12 protein-coding genes are annotated in these 19,947 nt (G+C 37.9%); 4 read left to right on the forward strand and 8 right to left on the reverse strand.

Annotated features, from left to right (window positions below):
• Positions 1-69 precede the first annotated feature (69 nt).
• Genes QNH20_RS26555 through QNH20_RS26565 form a run of 3 tightly spaced genes read left to right on the forward strand, consistent with a single transcriptional unit; the run spans position 70 to position 3,786 of the window.
• Positions 70-1,593: a spore germination protein gene (locus QNH20_RS26555; protein ID WP_283920900.1), complete on the forward strand. Its 1,524-nt coding sequence runs from the start codon at positions 70-72 to the stop codon at positions 1,591-1,593.
• Positions 1,574-2,659 (forward strand): GerAB/ArcD/ProY family transporter, encoded by a 1,086-nt coding sequence (locus QNH20_RS26560; protein WP_283920901.1) that lies wholly within the window; start codon positions 1,574-1,576, stop codon positions 2,657-2,659. The genes QNH20_RS26555 and QNH20_RS26560 overlap by 20 nt, the downstream gene beginning before the upstream one ends.
• A 5-nt stretch (positions 2,660-2,664) precedes the next feature.
• On the forward strand, positions 2,665-3,786 hold the full coding sequence (locus QNH20_RS26565) for a Ger(x)C family spore germination protein (protein ID WP_283920902.1): 1,122 nt from the start codon (positions 2,665-2,667) through the stop codon (positions 3,784-3,786).
• 75 nt (positions 3,787-3,861) lie between these two features.
• Here the strand turns inward: QNH20_RS26565 and QNH20_RS26570 are convergent, their stop codons facing one another.
• Entirely contained in the window at positions 3,862-5,535 is a 1,674-nt protein-coding gene (locus QNH20_RS26570; protein WP_283920903.1) for an ABC1 kinase family protein, read from the reverse strand.
• 66 nt (positions 5,536-5,601) lie between these two features.
• Positions 5,602-5,880 (reverse strand): AbrB/MazE/SpoVT family DNA-binding domain-containing protein, encoded by a 279-nt coding sequence (locus tag QNH20_RS26575; RefSeq protein ID WP_283920904.1) that lies wholly within the window; start codon positions 5,878-5,880, stop codon positions 5,602-5,604.
• 639 nt (positions 5,881-6,519) lie between these two features.
• On the opposite strand from QNH20_RS26575, the gene QNH20_RS26580 reads away from it, so the two are divergent.
• Positions 6,520-10,068 carry a S8 family serine peptidase gene (locus QNH20_RS26580; RefSeq protein WP_283920905.1) on the forward strand — a complete coding sequence of 1,183 codons (3,549 nt, stop codon included), beginning with the start codon at positions 6,520-6,522 and terminating at the stop codon, positions 10,066-10,068.
• Between the two features lie 99 nt (positions 10,069-10,167).
• Here QNH20_RS26580 and sucD read toward each other — a convergent pair whose 3' ends face one another.
• The 6 genes from sucD to lpdA form a co-directional block, all read right to left on the reverse strand.
• Positions 10,168-11,070 carry a succinate--CoA ligase subunit alpha gene (gene sucD, locus QNH20_RS26585; RefSeq protein ID WP_283920906.1) on the reverse strand — a complete coding sequence of 301 codons (903 nt, stop codon included), beginning with the start codon at positions 11,068-11,070 and terminating at the stop codon, positions 10,168-10,170.
• A 144-nt stretch (positions 11,071-11,214) separates the two neighbouring features.
• Positions 11,215-12,375, reverse strand: a complete 1,161-nt coding sequence (sucC, locus tag QNH20_RS26590) for an ADP-forming succinate--CoA ligase subunit beta (protein ID WP_283920907.1) — start codon at positions 12,373-12,375, stop codon at positions 11,215-11,217.
• Positions 12,376-12,409: 34 nt separating this feature from the next.
• Positions 12,410-13,654 carry a 2-oxoglutarate dehydrogenase complex dihydrolipoyllysine-residue succinyltransferase gene (gene odhB / locus QNH20_RS26595; protein ID WP_283920908.1) on the reverse strand — a complete coding sequence of 415 codons (1,245 nt, stop codon included), beginning with the start codon at positions 13,652-13,654 and terminating at the stop codon, positions 12,410-12,412.
• Between the two features lie 82 nt (positions 13,655-13,736).
• The gene (locus tag QNH20_RS26600; RefSeq protein ID WP_283920909.1) at positions 13,737-16,577 is read right to left on the reverse strand and encodes a 2-oxoglutarate dehydrogenase E1 component; all 2,841 of its coding nucleotides are present in this window, start codon (positions 16,575-16,577) and stop codon (positions 13,737-13,739) included.
• Positions 16,578-16,640: 63 nt separating this feature from the next.
• Positions 16,641-18,098 carry a DASS family sodium-coupled anion symporter gene (locus tag QNH20_RS26605; protein WP_283920910.1) on the reverse strand — a complete coding sequence of 486 codons (1,458 nt, stop codon included), beginning with the start codon at positions 18,096-18,098 and terminating at the stop codon, positions 16,641-16,643.
• 148 nt (positions 18,099-18,246) lie between these two features.
• Entirely contained in the window at positions 18,247-19,653 is a 1,407-nt protein-coding gene (lpdA, locus tag QNH20_RS26610) for a dihydrolipoyl dehydrogenase (protein WP_283920911.1), read from the reverse strand.
• Positions 19,654-19,947: the final 294 nt, after the last annotated feature.

Raw genomic sequence — 19,947 nt, forward strand, 5'->3', positions numbered from 1 at the left:
CCAAGGAATAATGCTCATAATAATGGCTAAATTAATAAAAATTGGATTGAACCTAGGTGGAGCAGAATAATGGATCTTTTAAGAAAATTGTTTTCGAACAACCGGACAGAAAAACAATCACATATGGAAATGAATGTTTATTCTTCTTTAGAAAAAAATAAGGAATACATTGAAAACCAGCTGTTTCATTCAAGTGATCTGAAATGGCGGAGCATTAGGTTTAATCAATTGGAGGGTCTCATTGTCTTTTTTGAATCCTTAACTGATCAACAAAGAATTCAAAATGAAATCATCCAGCCTATAGAAGAAAAAAGAGAAGGAACCGTGGATAAAGTCATTACTTCTTTGGATATTACGAAAAAAACGGATCTGGGCGAAGTGCCCCATGCCTTAATCCAAGGAAAGTGCGTATTGTTATTCGAAGGTACAGTAGAAGTTTATGTTATCGACGTAACTGCAGTTTATAAACGGAGTATCTTGGAGCCTGAGAACGAAGGGGTTATTCGCGGTGCTCATGATGGTTTTATAGAGCACCTCATGACGAATCTTTATCTAGTTCGAAAACGCGTTATGAATCCGAATCTGGTCGTTCGTTATTACCAGATTGGAAAGGTAACCAATACAAAATTAGCTCTTCTCTTTATGCAGGACCTGGCGAATCCGGATCTGATTAAAGAAGTAGATCATAGAATTAGTTCCATTGCGATGGATACCATTTTTTCACCCGGATTCATTACCGAATTAATTGAAGATAACCCATATTCTCTATTTCCGCAAATCTTATTTACGGAAAGACCGGATCGGGTGGTAGCTCATCTCATGGAAGGCCGTGTAGCTATTTTATCTGATGGAGACCCATCTGCACTGATTTTACCGGTGACTTTCTTTTCCTTTTATCAAAGCCCGGATGATTATCACCGAAAGTGGATGGTCGGATCGTTTATTCGATTGCTTCGGTTGATGAGTTTTATTATCGCATCTTTAATACCTGCTTTATATATTGCGGTTATTGGCTTTCACCCCGAAATTCTTCCGGAAAATTTGATACTTTCAGTAAAAAGCAGTATTGACAGGGTTCCATTTCCACCTATTATTGAGGCTTTAATTATGCAGATTACCTTAGAGGTACTACGTGAAGCAGGAGTTCGATTGCCGAGCCGAGTAGGTCAAACCATCGGCATTGTTGGCGGCTTGGTCATCGGTGAATCGGTCGTGCGAGCTGGATTGATTTCCTATCCCATGGTTATCGTCATCGCCTTAACGGCTATTTCTTCTTTTGTCGCACCATCTAATGAAATAAGTTTAACAACACGTATTTTGGGCTTCCCGATCATGATCCTTTCTGCGATGTTCGGTTTGATCGGGATTATGTTTGGCATGCTATTCATCTTAATTCACTTATGTAAGTTAGAGTCCTTTGGTACAGCTTATTTTGCGCCTATAATGCCTCTTCGAATGAAAGATTTGAAGGATACCTTTATACGTTTTCCTATCTGGAGTTTGAATCAACGCCCTCATGATCCGCATCCAAAAAGGCTTAATCAAGAAAGAAATTCAAGGGAGTGGGAACAGGATGATCCCGGAAAAGAGTAGAATTACCCAAGGGCAGTTCATGTTTATTGTGATACAGTCCCAATTGGGGGTTGGAATTTTATCGCTTCCTAATAAAGTGCAAGCAATCGCCAAGGGGGGAGGGTGGATTTCTGTTTTAATCGCTGGATTGGCTATACAAGTCATTATTTTGATTCTGTGGGCACTTTGCAAACAATTTCCTTCCGATACGCTATACAGTTTCTTACCGAAGATTACCGGAAAATTTCTTGGTAATCTGCTTTGCCTTGCTTATATTGGCTATTTTCTGCTTTCTGCAGGAACAGTTCTAACCAAATTTTCCGATGTCATAGAAAGGTGGGTGCTGCAAGAAACGCCTAGATGGGCATTATTAATTCTCACCCTTCTTCCCTGTATGTATTTGGCTATAGAAAACCTTCGAGTGATTGCCAGACTGTTTGTTATTTCTTCGTTAACAATCATTGTTATGGTGGTATTAACCTTGATGGGTTATGTCAATGTGAACTTCAGTTATATTTTTCCTATAACAGAAGCAGGATGGGGGAAAATCGTCAAAGGAGCGAATGAAGCATTGTTTCCTTTAGTTGGGTATGAAATTATATTGGTGATTTACCCATTTGTTGAAGGGAAAAGCGGCGGGAAATTAAAGGCAGCTTCTTTAGGGAATATGTTGATTACACTTTTTTACGCATTTGAAGTGTTTACCTGTTTAATCATTTTCAGCCCGGCTGTCATCTCCCAGGTTTCGGAACCTCTCCTTTACATGCTGAAAGGTTTTTCTTTTCAGCTCATTCAACGGATCGATTTGATTTTTTTATCGGTATGGGTCTTTGTTGTTAGCACTGCCATGGTCGCTTGGATATACATGGCAACGGTTGGATTAGGTCGCTTTTTTCACCGGGGCGAACATAAAAAGGCTGTCCCCTATGCCATGTTCATACTCTTTATTCTGGCTATGATGGCTCAAGATCCATCAATCAGCGATTTCTACGATCGAATGCTTAAGATTGGTCATTATACTTTTGTGGTTGGACTTCCTTTGATCCTGCTTTGTTTTACGTACTTGATTAGAAAAAGGAGGACGTAAACCAGATGAAAAGGATAAACTGGTTATGCACTGTTATTTCCATCCTCCTATTCATGACTGGATGTTGGGACCAAGATCTTTTAAAGGATACTCGGTTGATTTATGGAGGAGGGTTTGATCTCGCGCCGAATGGAAAGCTTCAAACCACCTTGGTCATTCGGGACGTGCCTGCTACCGAACAACAGAGTCCTAAAAACGATATTATTTTCTCAGAGGGCAATACCACGATGGAAGCTCGGGATCATGCAGACGATCAGATATCACGGCATCTTCGTGCTTATAAAAATCGAATTATACTCATTGGAGAAGAAATGGCAAAACAAGATCTTTATCCGATCTTCGATACTCTATACCGCGATCCTAAAAGTGCCTTAAACGCCAGGATCGGAGTGGCGAAAGGGAAGGCTGCAGATATATTTTCCCTTAAAAAAGTGGGGAATGTCTTGATCGGAGAAGAAATTGATGAATTAATCAAGAGCAAAGAAGAGACTACAACAGTTCCCAAGGTGACCATTGAAAAGATTTTCCCTATTATGATGGATCCTGGAGAAGATTTTGTTCTTCCATATCTTGTGGAGAAAGGGGGACGTGTGGATGTTTCCAGTATTGCTATGTTTCATAACCAGCAATTTACAGGCATACTGAGGCCTGATGAATCGATAATGTATTTATTGTTGAAAGACAAAAAGGGAAAAACGACGAGATTCACCAGAAAAATAAATATCCGAAACGGTCATCAAAACAGTTATGACTTTTTGACCTTTAATGTAGACAAATTAGAACAGAAAATGAAAGTACTGATTCATTCGGGCAATCAAATTACCGTTAAGCTGGATTTAAAATGGAAAGTGAGTATTATTGAATATCCGAAGGATCGCTTAAATGAGAAAAAACTGGTCGCGCAATTAAACAAGTATCTTTCTAAAGAGATGACTGACTTGGCAAAAGATACACTAAAAAAAATGCAAAAAGCCCGCTGCGATGGATTAGGTATCGGAAGACAACTAATGGCGTTTCATCCCCGTATTTGGAAGACACAGAAGGAAGACTGGGGCAGCAACTATCAAAAAGTGCATTTTGCTCCTGTGATTCAAGTAGAAATTACGAGGAAGGGGATAATATACTAACCTTATTGAAAGATCACTTATCGGAGGAAAAAATTTTTTCTCTATTTAAAAGCTATAAAACGAGAGGCCGGGTCATTAATGACCCCGGCCACCAAATTTAGGATGAGGCCTTCTCCTTCTAGGGGAAGATTTCCTGCCTGCCTGCAAAATTGTCAGGAAGCTGCCGCTGACCATCATAATCATGCCGGCCAAATCATTCACTGCGAAAATTTGGGCACCGGAAATTAATAAACCTGTCCCAAAAAGAGCGAAAACAATTTTTCTTGTTTGGAAGGCTTGCTGTTCCAGGAATTTTTTTTCGATTGCTTTAGAAGGCTGCATGCGTATATCACCGGATTCAAGCTGGTCAACAAGGTGGAGCACTTTTCGGGACGCAGGAATGAATTTTAAGAACGTATTCTTTACTTGATCAAGCACCGTCTCTTTTGCAGGGTTACCTTCTCCACTGCTCATAACATTCTCTATATACGGCTTTGTATTCGTAACTATGTCAAAATCCTTGTCTAACCCATTGCAAATACTAAAAACCGTAAGAATCGCCTTCCCTAAAAAGGTCATTCTCGAAGGAATTTGAAACGGCTGCTCATAGAGGAATTCACGTAACTCCTCCAGAACCCCCTCGTTTTTGATCTTGTCAATATCAAAACTGCCTTCAGAAAAACTAGAAAGAACCATTTTTACATTTTTAGATAACGAAGTCTTATCTGCTTGTCTCCTTAAAAATCCAAGATCATTGAACGCCTCTACTACCCCGCCGGCATCCTTCAAATAGATGGACATCGCCAGCTTAACCATGTTTTCCTTCAATAAATCAGAAACCTTCCCAACCATTCCGAAATCAATATACGCAATCGTGCCATCGTTTTTAACTAACAGGTTACCGGGATGTGGATCGGCATGAAAGAAACCATCCTCAAGCAGTTGCTTTAAATATGACAAATAAAGAATGGACGCTAGTTTCTTCTTATCAACAGACGCCTCTTCAAGTTTATCCAACTCGTTAATTTTCACACCTTCAATAAACTCCATGACAAGCACTTTATTAGTTGTAAGCTCCCAATAGACCTTCGGCGTGGTTACACCACGAAATTCACTAAAAGAAGCTTGAAACGCCTCAATATTTTTGGCTTCCTTCATGTAATCTAGTTCTTCGGTTATCACTTCTTCAAATTCATCATAAACATCCTTTAAATCAACAAACCTGCTCACTTTTGTAAAGCGCCGGGCAAAGGCAATCAACACCTTTAGCGTGGCCAAATCGAGAGAAACCGTTGCCTCGATTCCAGGGCGCATCACTTTAATAGCGACCGTTTCCCCATTTTTCAGAACGGCTTGATGTACCTGTCCTAACGATGCAGCTGCAACAGGCTCTTGATCAAAGGAGGCAAACAAATCGGAAATCTTTCCGGATAATTCTTCTTCAATTCGATCAACAGCAACCTCTGATTTCACAGGGGCAACTGAATCCTGCAGTTCTGATAAGATATCGGTGTATTCCTTCGGTAAAATATCCACCCTTGAGCTGACAAATTGACCTAATTTAATAATTAGCCCGCCCATTTCAACCGCAACCCTTGCAAACTTTTTCGCCTGGGAAGTATAGATGGCCTTATATTTTTGGCTAGCCTTTTCTTTATTTAAAAATCTCTTGGTTTTCCCAAGCCACCAAAACTGCCAAAAGAAACCGATGAACATAAAAAATGTTTTACGAAATCTCGTGTTGAAAAGTAAGCGTGTAATCTCACGCATCCTTGTCCACCCCTTTCCATGCCAGCTCTAAGGTACAAGCCTGCTTGGTTTCTCTTAGATTTTGAATTATTCTTTTTCCTCTTCTTCAATTTCAGTCTCTGTTTTTTCAAAAATCGCATTAGCCATTTTCTCGAATGTCTTTGACTTATTAAAAAAGAAATTCGCAAACTTATTCATAATCTCGGATTTCACTAGAATAACAGTACCCTTTTGGGCATTACCAAAAACAACAAACTTTTCTCCTGATTTAATCCCTAATTCTTCTCTTGCTTCCGATGGAATAACTACCTGGCCTCTTTCACCTATACTTGTAGTTCCATAAATTTTTCCATGATTCATCATCATCACTCACCTCTCTTGTATGATAAATCATACTTTTCGTACATACCATACAGTTCACAGATTATACATATGGCGATTTTTTGACAGGGTGTTCATGCATGAAAAAAATCAGAGAGCATTGTGCACTTTGTTTCGTGGGTTGGAATAATTCAGCCAAACAGATAAAAGGCTCAACCTTAGAACCTATTAATCTTCATCAGAAATACCTAGGACATTTTACTCATTTTACTCTACGAGATTTGAAAGTAGTTCATAGATTTATATCAAATTTCATAATATTCCCCCTATTTAGAAAGAAGGACACTCTACTATAATAAATATTTCGACAATTTTTTTAACATCTTTCCCTAAGATAACCTAAAATTTTCGTAAAAAATGCTTATATTACATTTCTTTGTATAAAAAATAAGTCTATCGGTCTAGTGAAAATCCCCCAATTTACTTTGTTTTATGGTGTATTTACAATTTTGAATTGTATTTAATTACTCTTGCTATGGTACAAGTCAGACTAAAACATCAGGTAAAATTGGGGCTGGTAATTTCATTTAATATCCTATTTAATGACAATACATAACTATTAATCTCTTAAACATAGTAGATTTTAATTTAAATACAGATAAATAATAAAAAGGGGAGACATTAATGAAAAGGGGAAAAATGAAGGCATTTAAAGTAATGACAACAGCAGCTTTAACATCATTGATTTTTTCATCATTTACAGTTCAAGCAGAAAACAATGACACATCACCCCAATCTCAAACGATTGAAGAAAGTGTGGATCAAGGAAGGCAATTATTTTTGAATAGGGATAAGATCGATACAGGTCAAGATGATCCTCTTTATAAAGACGTTAAAAAAGAAAGTTTGGCTAAAGCATATAAACCGAATGATACTGTTCGTTTAATCGTAGAAGTTGAACAACCGACAGCTGCTGACCTTTCTCCAAAAAACAAAAAATCTCTATTTAAGGAAAAACAAGACAAAGTAATTAAAGAAATCTCAAAGAAAAATAAGTCTAAATCAACTGCTCCTTCTAAAGTAAAACAACGCTTTTTTGAAGGATTTAACGGATTTAGTGTAGAAACAGAGTATCAAAATTTGAAGGAAATTCAATCCACTCCTGGTGTACAAAACGTACATATTGCAAAAACATACCATGAAACAATGGCAGCAAGTAAAGAATTAGTACAAGCTCAAAAGGTATGGGAACAATATGGTTATAAAGGGGAAGGATTAGTAGTAGCGATCGTTGATTCCGGGATTGATTATACGCACAAAGATATGAAACTATCTGATACAGCCAAAGCGAAAGAAAAATGGACTCAAGATAAAATCAATCAAAAATTTGCAGAGACAGACGTAAACGAAATTTGGTATTCCGATAAAGTCCCAACAGGATATGATTGGGCAGACAATGATACAAATGTCATTCCTGGAGCAAAAGGTAGTCCACATGGTACACACGTTGCTGGTACAGTTGGGGCAAGTGGAGACGAAACGAATGGTGGAGTTGAGGGAATTGCACCAGGTGTTCAGCTATTATCTGAAAAGGTATTTTCAGATAATGGCGGTGGAGCCTATGAGGATGATATTATTGCAGGTATTGAGCATGCAGTAACAATGGATGCAGATGTTATTAATATGAGTTTAGGTGTAGATGCGGGCTTTGTAGGGGAAGAAAATGATCCTATTCAAAAAGCAATCCGAGCTGCGACAGAACATGGTACCCTTGTTGTTGTGGCGGCAGGTAATTCAGCCTACAGTACAAAGAATAATATCATTCCCGCTTCATTAAAACCTTATGCAGAAAATCCTGATATTGGAACAGTTGGTGCACCATCTGTCAGTCCATTTGCTTTATCGGTTGCTTCCTATGAAAATACTAAATTACATTTAAATACACTTGCTGAAACAAACGGTCTATCGCTCCCGTTCCGAGATCAAACGCAATTCCCAGCATCGTATAATTTTAAACTCTCTAAGAATCTTTCACCAGATGTACCATATGATTTGGTATACGTTGGGGAAGGAAAGAATGCAGCTGATTATCCGAAAGGCAAAACTGGCTACATTGCAGTAGTTAAACTATTAAATTCATATAGTACTGTATCATCTATTCAGTGGACAGCTAAGAGTGCAGGAGCAAAGGCAATTATTATGATACCACCTGCAGTATGGACAGATTATACTACTCTACCAGTAACGCCAACTGCAGTACCTACTGCTTCAACAAGTAAATCTTTAGGTGAAGCATTAATAAATAAAATGAGCAGTCTGCCAAGTGGTCAATATTTAAGCATGAAATTTGCAGGCGATACTTGGGTAGATAACCCAGCGAAAGACACGATGTCCAATTTTTCATCCATTGGTACTCCACATACATTAGATTTTAAACCGGAAATTTCGGCCCCTGGCGGCAATATTTATTCAACTGTGCCAGGAAATGATTATGAAGTAATGAGCGGTACATCAATGGCAACTCCACATGTTGCAGGCGGTTCAGCATTGTTATTGCAGGCACTTTATCAAAAAGGATTGCCTCATTCAGAAAATACGGCATTAAAAGCTAAACTTGCTTTAATGAATACAGCTAAAAATGTCATGGATCCAAGAACAAATGGAGAAGTTCCATATTCACCACGTGTACAAGGGTCTGGCATAATGCAAATTCAAAATGCCATTAATACGCCAGTCATTATTACAAATAGAAACACACCTTTAGAACAAGCTGGTGCGGTTGCCTTAAAGGAAATCGGTCAAAATACAAGTTTTAAATTAAACATGGAAGCATTCGATACTCCTAAGGGTAAAAATAATAGTGAGGATATTGAATACAATGTTTATGTAGATGTATTGAAAGATAAGACTGAAATGAAGGAATTTGATTTAGACAGTGATGGTAAATTGGATTCCAAAGAGTATTTAACATTAACTAGTGAACGTATTAATGGTGCGACTGTCACTGTAAATGATAAAAAAGTAACAGACAAAGCAGGAGCCTTAGTTAAAATCAAACCGGGCCAAACAAAAATGCTGACAGTTAATGTATCTTTACCAGATTCCTTGAAGAAAAATAGTTTTGTAGAAGGATTTGTCCGTCTAGTTCCGGTAGCTAAAGACCAAGATAAAGCCGTACCTTTATCTATTCCTTATATGGGCTTCTATGGAAAATGGGATGAACCTCGGAATCTCGATCTTCCAGCTTGGGAGAAAGATGCATTTTTAGGATATACCGCACTTTGGGATGATAATTCAGAAAGATATCCATTAGGATATAACCCATATACTGGACGATTCACTCTTAACCATATCGCATACTCGCCAAACTATGTTCTCAATGGGATCTATTCTTCATTTACAGGCTTCCGTAATTTACAAAAAGCTGAAATGTATATCGAAGATTCATCTGGTAATCTCATTAAAAATTTAGGTGATTTCAGTGAATATACTGGAGAACCATGGAAATTTAGTAAAAATATTATGGCATATGGCGATTTAAAGTATGACGGATATCAATGGGATATGAAAGACCAATCCGGGCAATTTGTTCCTGATGGTGTATACCAATATGTTATAAAAACAACATTAGATTATCCAAACGCAAAACCACAGATTGTTAAAATGCCAATTACAGTAGATTCCGTTGCTCCAAAGGTTTCAGATATTAAAGTAACACCAAAGAACGGACAATATGAGGTTTCCTTTGATGCGGAAGATAATGCAAGTGACTATAATTCTGCAGTTATTTATGTTAATGGACAATATTATGAAGCAAATCTTGAGCAAAAATCTATTATGGTTAAAACAGAGCCGAAAGGTATTGTCATATTAGCTATCGATTATGCAGGAAATATATCTTGGAATACTTGGGGAGATCAAAGCTATAATAAACAAAATATGGCAATTCAAACGATCGGTGTTACTCCGACTACTGGTATTAACCAAACCAAACCAGCCAAAATTTCTGCCTGGGCTTATAACAGAGTTAACTGGACAATTAATGTAAAAGATGCAAGTGGAAAGTTAGTTGATTCATGGCAAGTGAAAAATGAACATACCTTGAAAACACAATGGGTACCTAAAACGGATCTTCCAAATGGCACGTATACGATTACAGCAGATATCGTTACAAATGACGGTTTTACAGTAACAACAACGCCTAAGCAAGTAACAGTTGTTCAACAACCATAAATAATTCATTTAGAATAATGAAAAAGCTATCTTTCCTATTAATTTTAGGAATGGGATAGCTTTTTCTTTTGCGGCAGGGCCCTGTGCCCTTGTCTTATTTTAGTGTGTTTTACACTTTTCAAATAGCCCTTTTTCTTTAAGAACCCTAATCAATGTCTCCCCCATTACGGATGGAGTATCTGCCACTTCAATTCCACATTCATTCATTATACGGATTTTTTCTTCTGCTGTTCCCTTACCACCAGATATAATTGCTCCTGCGTGTCCCATTCGTTTTCCTGGCGGTGCAGTGCGTCCGCCGATAAATCCGACTACAGGCTTCGTCATATTGGCTTTCACCCATTCGGCAGCTTCTTCTTCAGCAGAACCGCCGATCTCCCCAATCATAATGACTGCGTATGTTTCTGGGTCTTCATTGAAGGCCTTTAAAACATCGATAAAGTTTGTTCCGTTTACCGGATCACCACCGATCCCTACCGCTGATGTTTGTCCGATTCCAGCCTGAGTTAGTTGATGAACTGCTTCATAGGTTAAAGTACCAGAACGAGATACAACCCCCACATGGCCTTTCTTATGGATGTATCCTGGCATGATACCAATCTTACACTCGTCAGCACTAATAACACCAGGGCAGTTAGGACCGATAAGACGCGTCTTCTTTCCTTCCATATAGCGTTTTACTTTTACCATGTCCAGTACAGGTATATGTTCAGTAATACAGATTGTAAGATCTAGCTCTGCCTCAACAGCTTCTAAAATAGCATCAGCAGCAAATGGAGCTGGGACATAAATGACCGAAACTGTAGCACCAGTTGCTTTAACTGCTTCTTTAACTGTATTGAATACGGGAACTCCTTCAATATCACTGCCACCTTTACCTGGAGTAACACCACCGACAATTTTTGTACCGTACTCAAGCATCTGTTTTGTATGGAATAGTGCAGTAGAACCTGTTATCCCTTGAACAATGACTTTTGTATCTTTATTAATAAATACACTCACGTCAAATTCCCCTTTCTGATATCCAGTTTCAACGCCCAGCCCCTTAAAGGCCATAAGTCAATCCTTTACATAAGGCAAAGAACATCTTCTTCCAAGGGTTGTCTTATGCATGGCGGGGCAGATCGGGGCGTTTCCACTTTTACGTTAGCCTACTAATGAAACGATCTTTTGGGCACCATCAGCCATAGATTCAGCTGCAATGATGTCAATATCTGATTCAGCTAGAATCTTCTTACCTAAGTCAACATTTGTCCCTTCTAACCGTACTACTAAAGGTACTGTTAAGCCAATTTGCTTTGCTGCTTCCACAACACCTGTTGCAATGACGTCACACTTCATGATTCCACCAAAGATATTAACAAAAATACCTTTTACGTTTGGATCAGAAAGGATGATTTTGAATGCTTCCGTTACCTTTTCAGCTGTAGCGCTTCCCCCAACATCAAGGAAGTTAGCTGGTTCTCCTCCGTAGTGCTTTACAATATCCATCGTGGACATTGCTAACCCCGCGCCATTAACCATACAACCGATATTTCCATCTAAAGCTACATAACTTAAGTCATGTTTGGAAGCTTCAATTTCCTTTGCATCTTCTTCTTCCAAATCACGAAGATCCATTATGTCATTGTGACGGTATAGGGCGTTGGAGTCGAAGTTTAACTTTGCATCCAGTGCCATTACTTTCCCATCACCTGTGACAACAAGTGGATTGATTTCAGCGATTGAGCAATCCTTATCAATGTAAGCATTGTATAAGCCCATCATAAATTTAACAGCCTGTCCAACAAGCTTGCTTGGTATGTTGATATTAAAAGCAATACGGCGTGCCTGGAACGCAGTCAATCCTACAACTGGGTCAATTTCTTCCTTAAAGATTTTTTCCGGTGTCTTTTCAGCAACTTCTTCGATTTCCGTTCCGCCTTCTTCAGAGGCCATCAATACAACACGCGATGTAGCACGGTCTAATACTAAGCCGATATAGTATTCTTTTTGTATATCACAGCCTTCTTCAATCAGTAACCGTTTAACCTCTTTTCCTTCTGGACCCGTTTGATGGGTAACAAGCGTTTTACCTAATATTTCATTTGCATAAAGACGAACCTCTTCAAGGTTTTTGGCAACCTTAACACCGCCGGCCTTACCGCGTCCACCAGCATGGATTTGTGCTTTGACTACACAAACCTTTGTTCCAAGCTCTTTTGCAGCTTCTACTGCTTCATCGACTGTAAAAGCTACTTTTCCGTTTGGGACCGATACACCATATTGTCTGAGGACTTCTTTTCCTTGATATTCATGAATATTCATATAATGCCTCCTAAAAAAGTAAGACTTTCTCTTCTTATGCTTCTAAAAGTAATTTTTCTGGATCTTCAAGCAGTTGTTTTATTTTTACTAAAAATCCAACAGCTTCTTTTCCATCCACAATTCGATGGTCATAAGAAAGCGCCAGATACATCATAGGTCGAATTTCAATTCTTTCGTTATCTACTGCGACAGGTCGGTTTTGAATAGAATGCATGCCCAATATTCCGACCTGAGGAGCATTTAAGATTGGTGTCGATAATAAAGAACCAAATGTACCACCGTTTGTGATCGTGAATGTACCTCCTTGAAGATCGGATAAAGCAAGTTTTGATTCTCTTGCTTTCATTGCTAAATTGCTAATCTCTTTTTCTATTTCAGCAAAATTTAACCGGTCAGCATCTCTTACAACTGGGACAACTAAGCCTTCAGAAGTAGAAACAGCAACTCCAATATCATAGAATTTCTTAACAACTAATTCATTTCCTTGAATTTCTGCATTTAATAGCGGATAGCTTTTTAGAGCACTGACGACAGCTTTTGTAAAAAACGACATAAATCCTAGTTTTACATCATGCTCTTTGAAGAATGAATCTTTTCTTTTCTTTCTTAGATTCATAACAGCAGTCAAATCTACTTCATTAAATGTTGTTAAAATAGCAGCCGTATGTTGGACTTCTACAAGGTTTTTGGCAATGGTTGCACGGCGGCGAGACATTTTTATTCTTTCTACTGGTTTGCTATCTGTTACAGCCGGTTGTATGGCGGCTGCTGTTTGTGGTACTGCTGCAGGTGCTGTGTTTGCAACTGGACGACCTTCAGGTACATAGTTCGAAACATCTTGCTGGCGAACTCTTCCTAATGGATCTACAGCAACTATATTTTGTAAATCAATTCCTCGTTCTCTCGCTAATTTCCTTGCTGCAGGGGAAGCAATAACATTGCTTGAAGTTTCAGTAACTGATTCTACAACTGGTGCTATTTCTGGAGTTACTTTTTCTTCAACTACTTTGTCTTCACTTGCTTGTGGTGCAGAACTGCTAACGCCATTTTCATCAATAATAGCGATCGTTTCCCCAACATTTACAGTATCACCTTCTGCTTTTAATGTTTCTTTTAATACCCCGCTAAACTCAGAAATAATTTCTACATTTACTTTATCTGTTTCAAGCTCTAATATATAGTCACCTTTGGAAACAGTATCACCAGGTTGTTTTAGCCATTGTGCAATGGTACCTTCTGTAATGGATTCAGCTAATTGGGGAACTACTATTGCCGCCATCTTCTATACACATCCTTTTATTAAAATGTTGAATTTCCACTGGATTGACATCAGCTTATGCTTTTCATCTCTCACAAAACAACTAAATACTTACCACTTCTTTTGCTTTCTTATCAGTTGGTGTTAACGCTACATCTATTATTCTTTGTTGTTCGTTTTTATGAATAATTGGATCTCCTTCAGAAGGGCTGGACATTCCTGGCCGGCCATTATAGGAAACTTTAATATGATCGGACACTAACTCTTGTAACTGTGGAGCAATATAGCTCCATGCACCCATATTTTTTGGTTCTTCCTGTGTCCAGACAACTTCTTTTAGGTTTTTATATTTACCTATTAAGCTTCTAATTTGTTCTTCTGGGAAAGGATACAATTCTTCTATTCTAATAATATCTAACCAGTTAAAAGCTTTTGAATCTGCCACAAGATCTGCTAATTCTACTGCAAGTCGACCTGTGCAGAAGACAATTCGCTCTACTTGATCTGGTTCGCTCCCTAGCCCAGGTTGTTCAATAACCGCTTGGAATTGACCATTTGTAAATTCTTCTAAATAAGTTCCTGCAGAAGCATGACGTAATAAGCTTTTTGGAGCCATTAAGACTAAAGGTCTTACTTCATCAGTATTTAATATCGCTGCTTGTCTTCTTAAAATATGAAAATATTGAGCTGAGGAAGACAGATTCGCAACAGTCCAGTTATTTTCAGCTGCCAGTTGAAGGAAACGTTCCAATCTAGCACTAGAATGTTCTGGTCCTTGACCTTCATAACCGTGTGGTAACAAAACTACAATTCCTGATTTTTGCCCCCATTTGGATTGACCGGCGGAAATAAATTGGTCAATAATTACTTGTGCACCATTTGCAAAATCACCAAATTGTGCTTCCCAAAGTACAAGCGTTTCAGGTGAAATAACATTGTAACCGTATTCAAATCCTAGTATAGCTACTTCTGAAAGTGAACTATTATGAACAGCAAAGGATGCATTAGAAGTACTAATTGTATGCAATGGGCAATATTTTTCACCCGTTTTTTCATCTGATAAAACAATATTTCGGTGGGAGAATGTACCTCTCTCAGAATCTTGTCCGGTTAATCGAATCGGAGTGCCATCTTTCAATATCGTTGCAAAAGCTAATGCTTCAGCATGTGCCCAATCAATTTTTCCTTTTTTCTCAAAAACTTCTAGTCTACGGTTCAATATTTTTTGCAGCTTACCGAATACGTTGAAGCCATTCGGCCATTCTAGAAGCTCGGAATTAATTTTTGTTAAAGTTGCTTTATCGACAGTGGTATCTACTTTTGGAATTTCATGATGGTTTTCCGCTTGTAATTCTGCAATCGAACGAACTTCTGAATGTTCTTTATCAATATTTTTATACGCCTCTGAAATCTTCGTTAATACTGTTGTTTCAATTTCTTTCATTTGCTCTTCTGTCATTGATTTTTCATCTAATAGTTGTTGCTTATAAACAGCTGTAATCGTTGGATGCTTACGGACAATGTTATATGTTAATGGGTTTGTAGCCATTGGTTCATCCATTTCATTGTGACCCATTCTTCTGTAACCAATTAAATCAACTAAAACATCTTTTTTGAATGTTTGACGATATTCGAATGCTAAGCGCATGACTGCCAAGCTTGCCTCTGGAGCATCAGCATTGACATGAAAAACAGGAATATTATAACCTTTCGCCAAATCACTGGAATATCTTGTCGATCTTGAATCTTCACTCTCTGTTGTAAAACCAATGCGGTTATTCGCAATAATATGAATGGTTCCACCTGTTTGATAAGCTTTTGTTCTTGAATAATTCAAAGTTTCTGCTACAACACCTTGGCCTGGGAAAGCGGCATCTCCATGCACTAATAGTGCAAGTGCCTTTGATACATCTTGTTTCGGATAACCTTTTTCAGAACGATCCTCTTGAGCTGCTCTTGCATATCCTTCTACTACCGTACCAGCAAATTCCAAATGGCTTGGGTTATTTGCTAAGGAGACTTTAATTTTTTTATCCTGGATTTGTCTGTTCTTTACTGCCCCCATATGATACTTAACATCACCTGTGCTACCCTTTGTTTCCGAATAATCAGGATTATCGTTCACCCATGTTGAATGTTGAAATTGTGAAAAAATTGCTTCGTAAGGTTTTTCCAATATATGTGCAAGGACATTCAGTCTACCTCTATGCGCCATCGCGATCATTACGTTGTCAATTCCATCTTCCGCTGATAAAGAGATCAATTCTTCAAGTGAAGGAATAAGTGTTTCTAATCCTTCAACAGAAAAACGTTTTTGCCCAACATACGTTTTTTGAATAAATTGTTCAAAGCCTTCTGCTTTATACAAACTAGTTAAAAGATCCACTTTTTTTGCTGTTGAAAATGATATTGCACAATCATTATCTTCAATTTTACTTTGAAGCCAAAGTCTTTCTTCTGGTTCAACATGCCCGATTTCGAAACCGATATGGCCAATATACACTTTCATCAAATATTGAATAGCAGCTAACCCATCTTGTAATTGTCCCTTCTTCTCTGGACAAATAATTTCTGCTGGGATTTCCTTCACATCTTCTTCTGTTAAACCATAGTAAGACAAAGTGAGAATATCGGATGGAGTTTGTCTTTCTAATGGATAAACATTTGCTTCTAAATGACCATTTGTGCGAATATTTTCCGCAAGTTTTAATACGTCTACAAGCTTCTTCATTTTATTAATTACGAATGTCGGTGAATACCCTTGCTGTGGTAGTTCTTCATTATTTTGGGTTATTTCTAATTGTGGAGCTCCCCACACCGCAAATAACTCTTGTAAGCTTTCGTCAACTAAAGCCTCATCAGTCAAAAACAAATCATACTGTTCTAACAAATAACCTAAGTTAGGTCCAAATACATCATGCCACGAGCTAGTTGAGTTATTCATACTTTCACATCCCTTATAATCAAGTTAAACTATATAAATTGATGGTTAAATTTTTCTTCTTTCTTAGAGCAAACCTACCCATTGCCAGTACGTTAAGCTGAAAATGATAATTAAGATATAACCAGCGATAGTAATTGGAATACCGGATTTCAAAAGGTCTTTTGTTGTAAATGCACCTGTTCCATATGCAAGCATATTTTGTGGTGCACTTACTGGTAATAAAAATCCAAAGCTGACAGCAAATTGTTGAATTAATACAAGCCCTGGTCCATTAAAGGACGTTGGCTCCATTGACATCACGAGTGCAATAACAATTGGAATGAAAGCAGAAGATAAACTTGTTGCACTTGCAAAACCTAAATGGATTAAAATATTAAATAAAGTTAGTACCATAATAATGAAAATAAGTGGCATACTCGTTAAACCAACAGCTTCTAATGTTTCTTGTGACAACCATGATGCCCCATGAGTTTGTAATAATACCGTTCCTAACGAAATTCCGACTGCGAATACGATAATAGTTCCCCAAGGAATTTTACTTTCCACTTCTTTCCATGTGAAAATTCCAATACCAGGAAACAGCATAAAAGCAACAGCAGCAATGGTAACTGTAGTAGAATCAAATGGATGGAGGATTCCTTCCGTTGCCCAAAGTACTAATAGTACTATTGAGATTATGATTAATCGGAATTCTTTTGATGAAATCTTTCCTAACTCCTTTAATTGAGCACTTATAATTTCTTTTCCACCTTGTAGTTCTCCGATTTCGGGTTTAATGAGCTTGTTCATAACAAAGAATAAGATAACAGACATGATAATGGACCAAGGTCCAGCGTATAACAACCATTGTCCCCATGTAATATTAGAACCAAATGATTGTTCCATAAATCCTAAAGCAACCATGTTTTGCGCAGCTGCAGTTTTAATACCAATGTTCCAGATAGAAATGGATTGAACAGCTGTTACAATAAGTAAAGCCGACAATCTACTTGTTTTTGGAAGACTGAAAGCTGCTACAATTCCCATTAGAATCGGAATGATTGTACCTGCACGTGCGGTTGCACTTGGTACGAATAAGGCAAGAATGATACTGACCACAATCGTTCCAAAAACTAAGCTACTCGTTTTTGTCCCTACTTTTGACATAATGAATAAGGCCAGACGTTTATGCAATCCTGTTATTTCCATGGCAGCAGCGATGAATAGGGCTCCTGCCACAAGTCCGACAGCCGAAGAGCTAAACCCGCCAAGTGCAATTTTTAATGCACCTTGACTAGTATAAGTTACGGATGGATCCTCGATCGTTGGTGCAAGTCCTATAAAAACAGTAATTAATACGATAATAAGAGCAGCACTTACTGCATAAGATACCGCTTCAGTCACCCAAAGAATGACTGCTAATGCTAATATTGCCAGCGCCCTTTGTCCTGCAATTGGGAGACCATCAGGATTGGGAAGCATGACGATAATAAAAAATACTGCAAATGCGAGGCAAATGGATATTAATTTTTTCTTTTCCACTTTATTTCCCTCCTTTTGTTTTTACAATATTATTGTAAACTATAAAAAAATAATGAAAGCGCTTTACAAAGTTAACTAATCACTTTCATTAGTTACAGAAGTATTAAATAATTCGTCTAAGGTTTTGCGTTAGCCAACTAACGATTTATCATTTTACAATGTGGATAGGGTTTCCTAGTTCGACTTCTGCTGTTTCCATCACTATTTCCCCAAGAGTTGGGTGGGCATGGATGGTTAATGCTAAATCTTCTGCTGTTAATCCTGCTTCAATCGCTAATGAAAGCTCAGCAATCATATCTGAAGCACTTGGCCCAATAATTTGACCTCCAATTACAACTCCATTATCTTTTCGAGTGATCAGTTTAACAAAGCCTTCTGTTTGGTTGAGTGCAATCGCTCTCCCATTAACAGCGAATGGGAATTTTGCACTTTTGGCTTCTATCCCTTTTTCTTTCGCAGTCTCTTCCGTAAGGCCTACAACCGCTATTTCTGGTTCAGAGAAAACGACGGCTGGAATACAAGTATAATCGACAACTGCCTTTTCTCCAGCGATGGCTTCAGCAGCCACTTTTCCTTCATAGGAAGCTTTATGGGCAAGTTGCGGTCCAGCTACAACGTCCCCTATGGCATAAATATTTTGTACAGAAGTTCTGCATTGCTTATCTGTTTTAATTAATCCTTTAAGATTCATTTCTACGCCAATTTCTTTTAAACCCATTTGGTCTGTATTCGGTTTTCTTCCAACGCTCACAAGTAAATAATCTGCTTGTAATGTTTTTTCTCCCCCATTTATTTCAAACGTAACCTCGACTGCATTATCTACCTCTTTCGCATCTTTTACGAAGGCTTTTGTAAATATTTCAACACCTTTTTTCTTCATGTTTCGCTTCACAATAGAGGTAATCTTATTATCCATTCCATTGAGAAGATCACTCTGTCCCTCTAAAATCATTACTTTCGTACCAAAATTAGCATAGACTCCAGCTAGTTCAATTCCAATTACGCCTCCACCAACAACGACTAAACTCTTCGGAATTTCCATTAAATTTAAAGCACCTGTAGAATCAATGATTCTATTTGAAAATTTCATAGCAGGAAGTTCGACTGGACGAGATCCAGTTGCCACAATCGCATGTTTAAAACTAATTGTTTTTACTCCTTCACTGCCGCTAACTTTCACTGTATTAGCATCAACAAAAGCAGCTGTACCTTTCACGATTTCTACTTTATTTCCTTTTAAAAGCGTTCCGACTCCACTTGTTAATTTTTTTACAACACCATCTTTGAAAGCTTGGACCTTTGAAAAGTCCACCTCTACCTTATTAACTGAAATACCGAATACATCTAGATTTTGGGCTTGATGAAAGTGATGGCCTGCTGTAATCAGTGCTTTTGATGGAATACAGCCTACGTTTAAACAAACCCCTCCAAGGTTTTCCTTCTCAACAATCGTAACTTTTTGTCCCAACTGTGCAGCACGAATTGCTGCTACATATCCTCCTGGTCCAGCTCCAATTACAATTGTTTCTGTTGCATGAAGTTCATTTGCGTTCATTTTTCATCCTCCAATTACATTTATTTTGTTCACAAGAGCGGTATCTCTTAATTCAACATCGATTAAGCGCTTTCAAATTAGTTCAAAAAAACATTCATGTGAACAATTGATAGAATCATATTTCTGATCTAAATGTAATGAAATAATTCTTGCATATCTATAATTCGTAAATTAAGAAAGTGAATATGTAATTATCGAAAGGAATCATATGCCTTCCTATCACTATGAAGTGACTATTGCCAAAAAAATACAAGTTCAATTTAGTTTGCTCACTATTTCACTTACTTTAATTAC

The organism is Neobacillus sp. WH10 (assembly GCF_030123405.1).
In the GTDB taxonomy this organism is placed as follows: Bacteria; Bacillota; Bacilli; order Bacillales; family Cytobacillaceae; genus Neobacillus.

What these genes read in the sequence shown, in the direction of transcription:
- QNH20_RS26555 (WP_283920900.1), top strand. Translation starts at nt 70, where the DNA reads ATGGATCTTTTAAGAAAATTGTTTTCGAACAACCGGACAGAAAAACAA.
- QNH20_RS26560 (WP_283920901.1), top strand. Translation starts at nt 1,574, where the DNA reads ATGATCCCGGAAAAGAGTAGAATTACCCAAGGGCAGTTCATGTTTATT.
- QNH20_RS26565 (WP_283920902.1), top strand. Translation starts at nt 2,665, where the DNA reads ATGAAAAGGATAAACTGGTTATGCACTGTTATTTCCATCCTCCTATTC.
- QNH20_RS26570 (WP_283920903.1), bottom strand. Translation starts at nt 5,535, where the DNA reads ATGCGTGAGATTACACGCTTACTTTTCAACACGAGATTTCGTAAAACA.
- QNH20_RS26575 (WP_283920904.1), bottom strand. Translation starts at nt 5,880, where the DNA reads ATGATGATGAATCATGGAAAAATTTATGGAACTACAAGTATAGGTGAA.
- QNH20_RS26580 (WP_283920905.1), top strand. Translation starts at nt 6,520, where the DNA reads ATGAAAAGGGGAAAAATGAAGGCATTTAAAGTAATGACAACAGCAGCT.
- sucC (WP_283920907.1), bottom strand. Translation starts at nt 12,375, where the DNA reads ATGAATATTCATGAATATCAAGGAAAAGAAGTCCTCAGACAATATGGT.
- odhB (WP_283920908.1), bottom strand. Translation starts at nt 13,654, where the DNA reads ATGGCGGCAATAGTAGTTCCCCAATTAGCTGAATCCATTACAGAAGGT.
- QNH20_RS26600 (WP_283920909.1), bottom strand. Translation starts at nt 16,577, where the DNA reads ATGAATAACTCAACTAGCTCGTGGCATGATGTATTTGGACCTAACTTA.
- lpdA (WP_283920911.1), bottom strand. Translation starts at nt 19,653, where the DNA reads ATGAACGCAAATGAACTTCATGCAACAGAAACAATTGTAATTGGAGCT.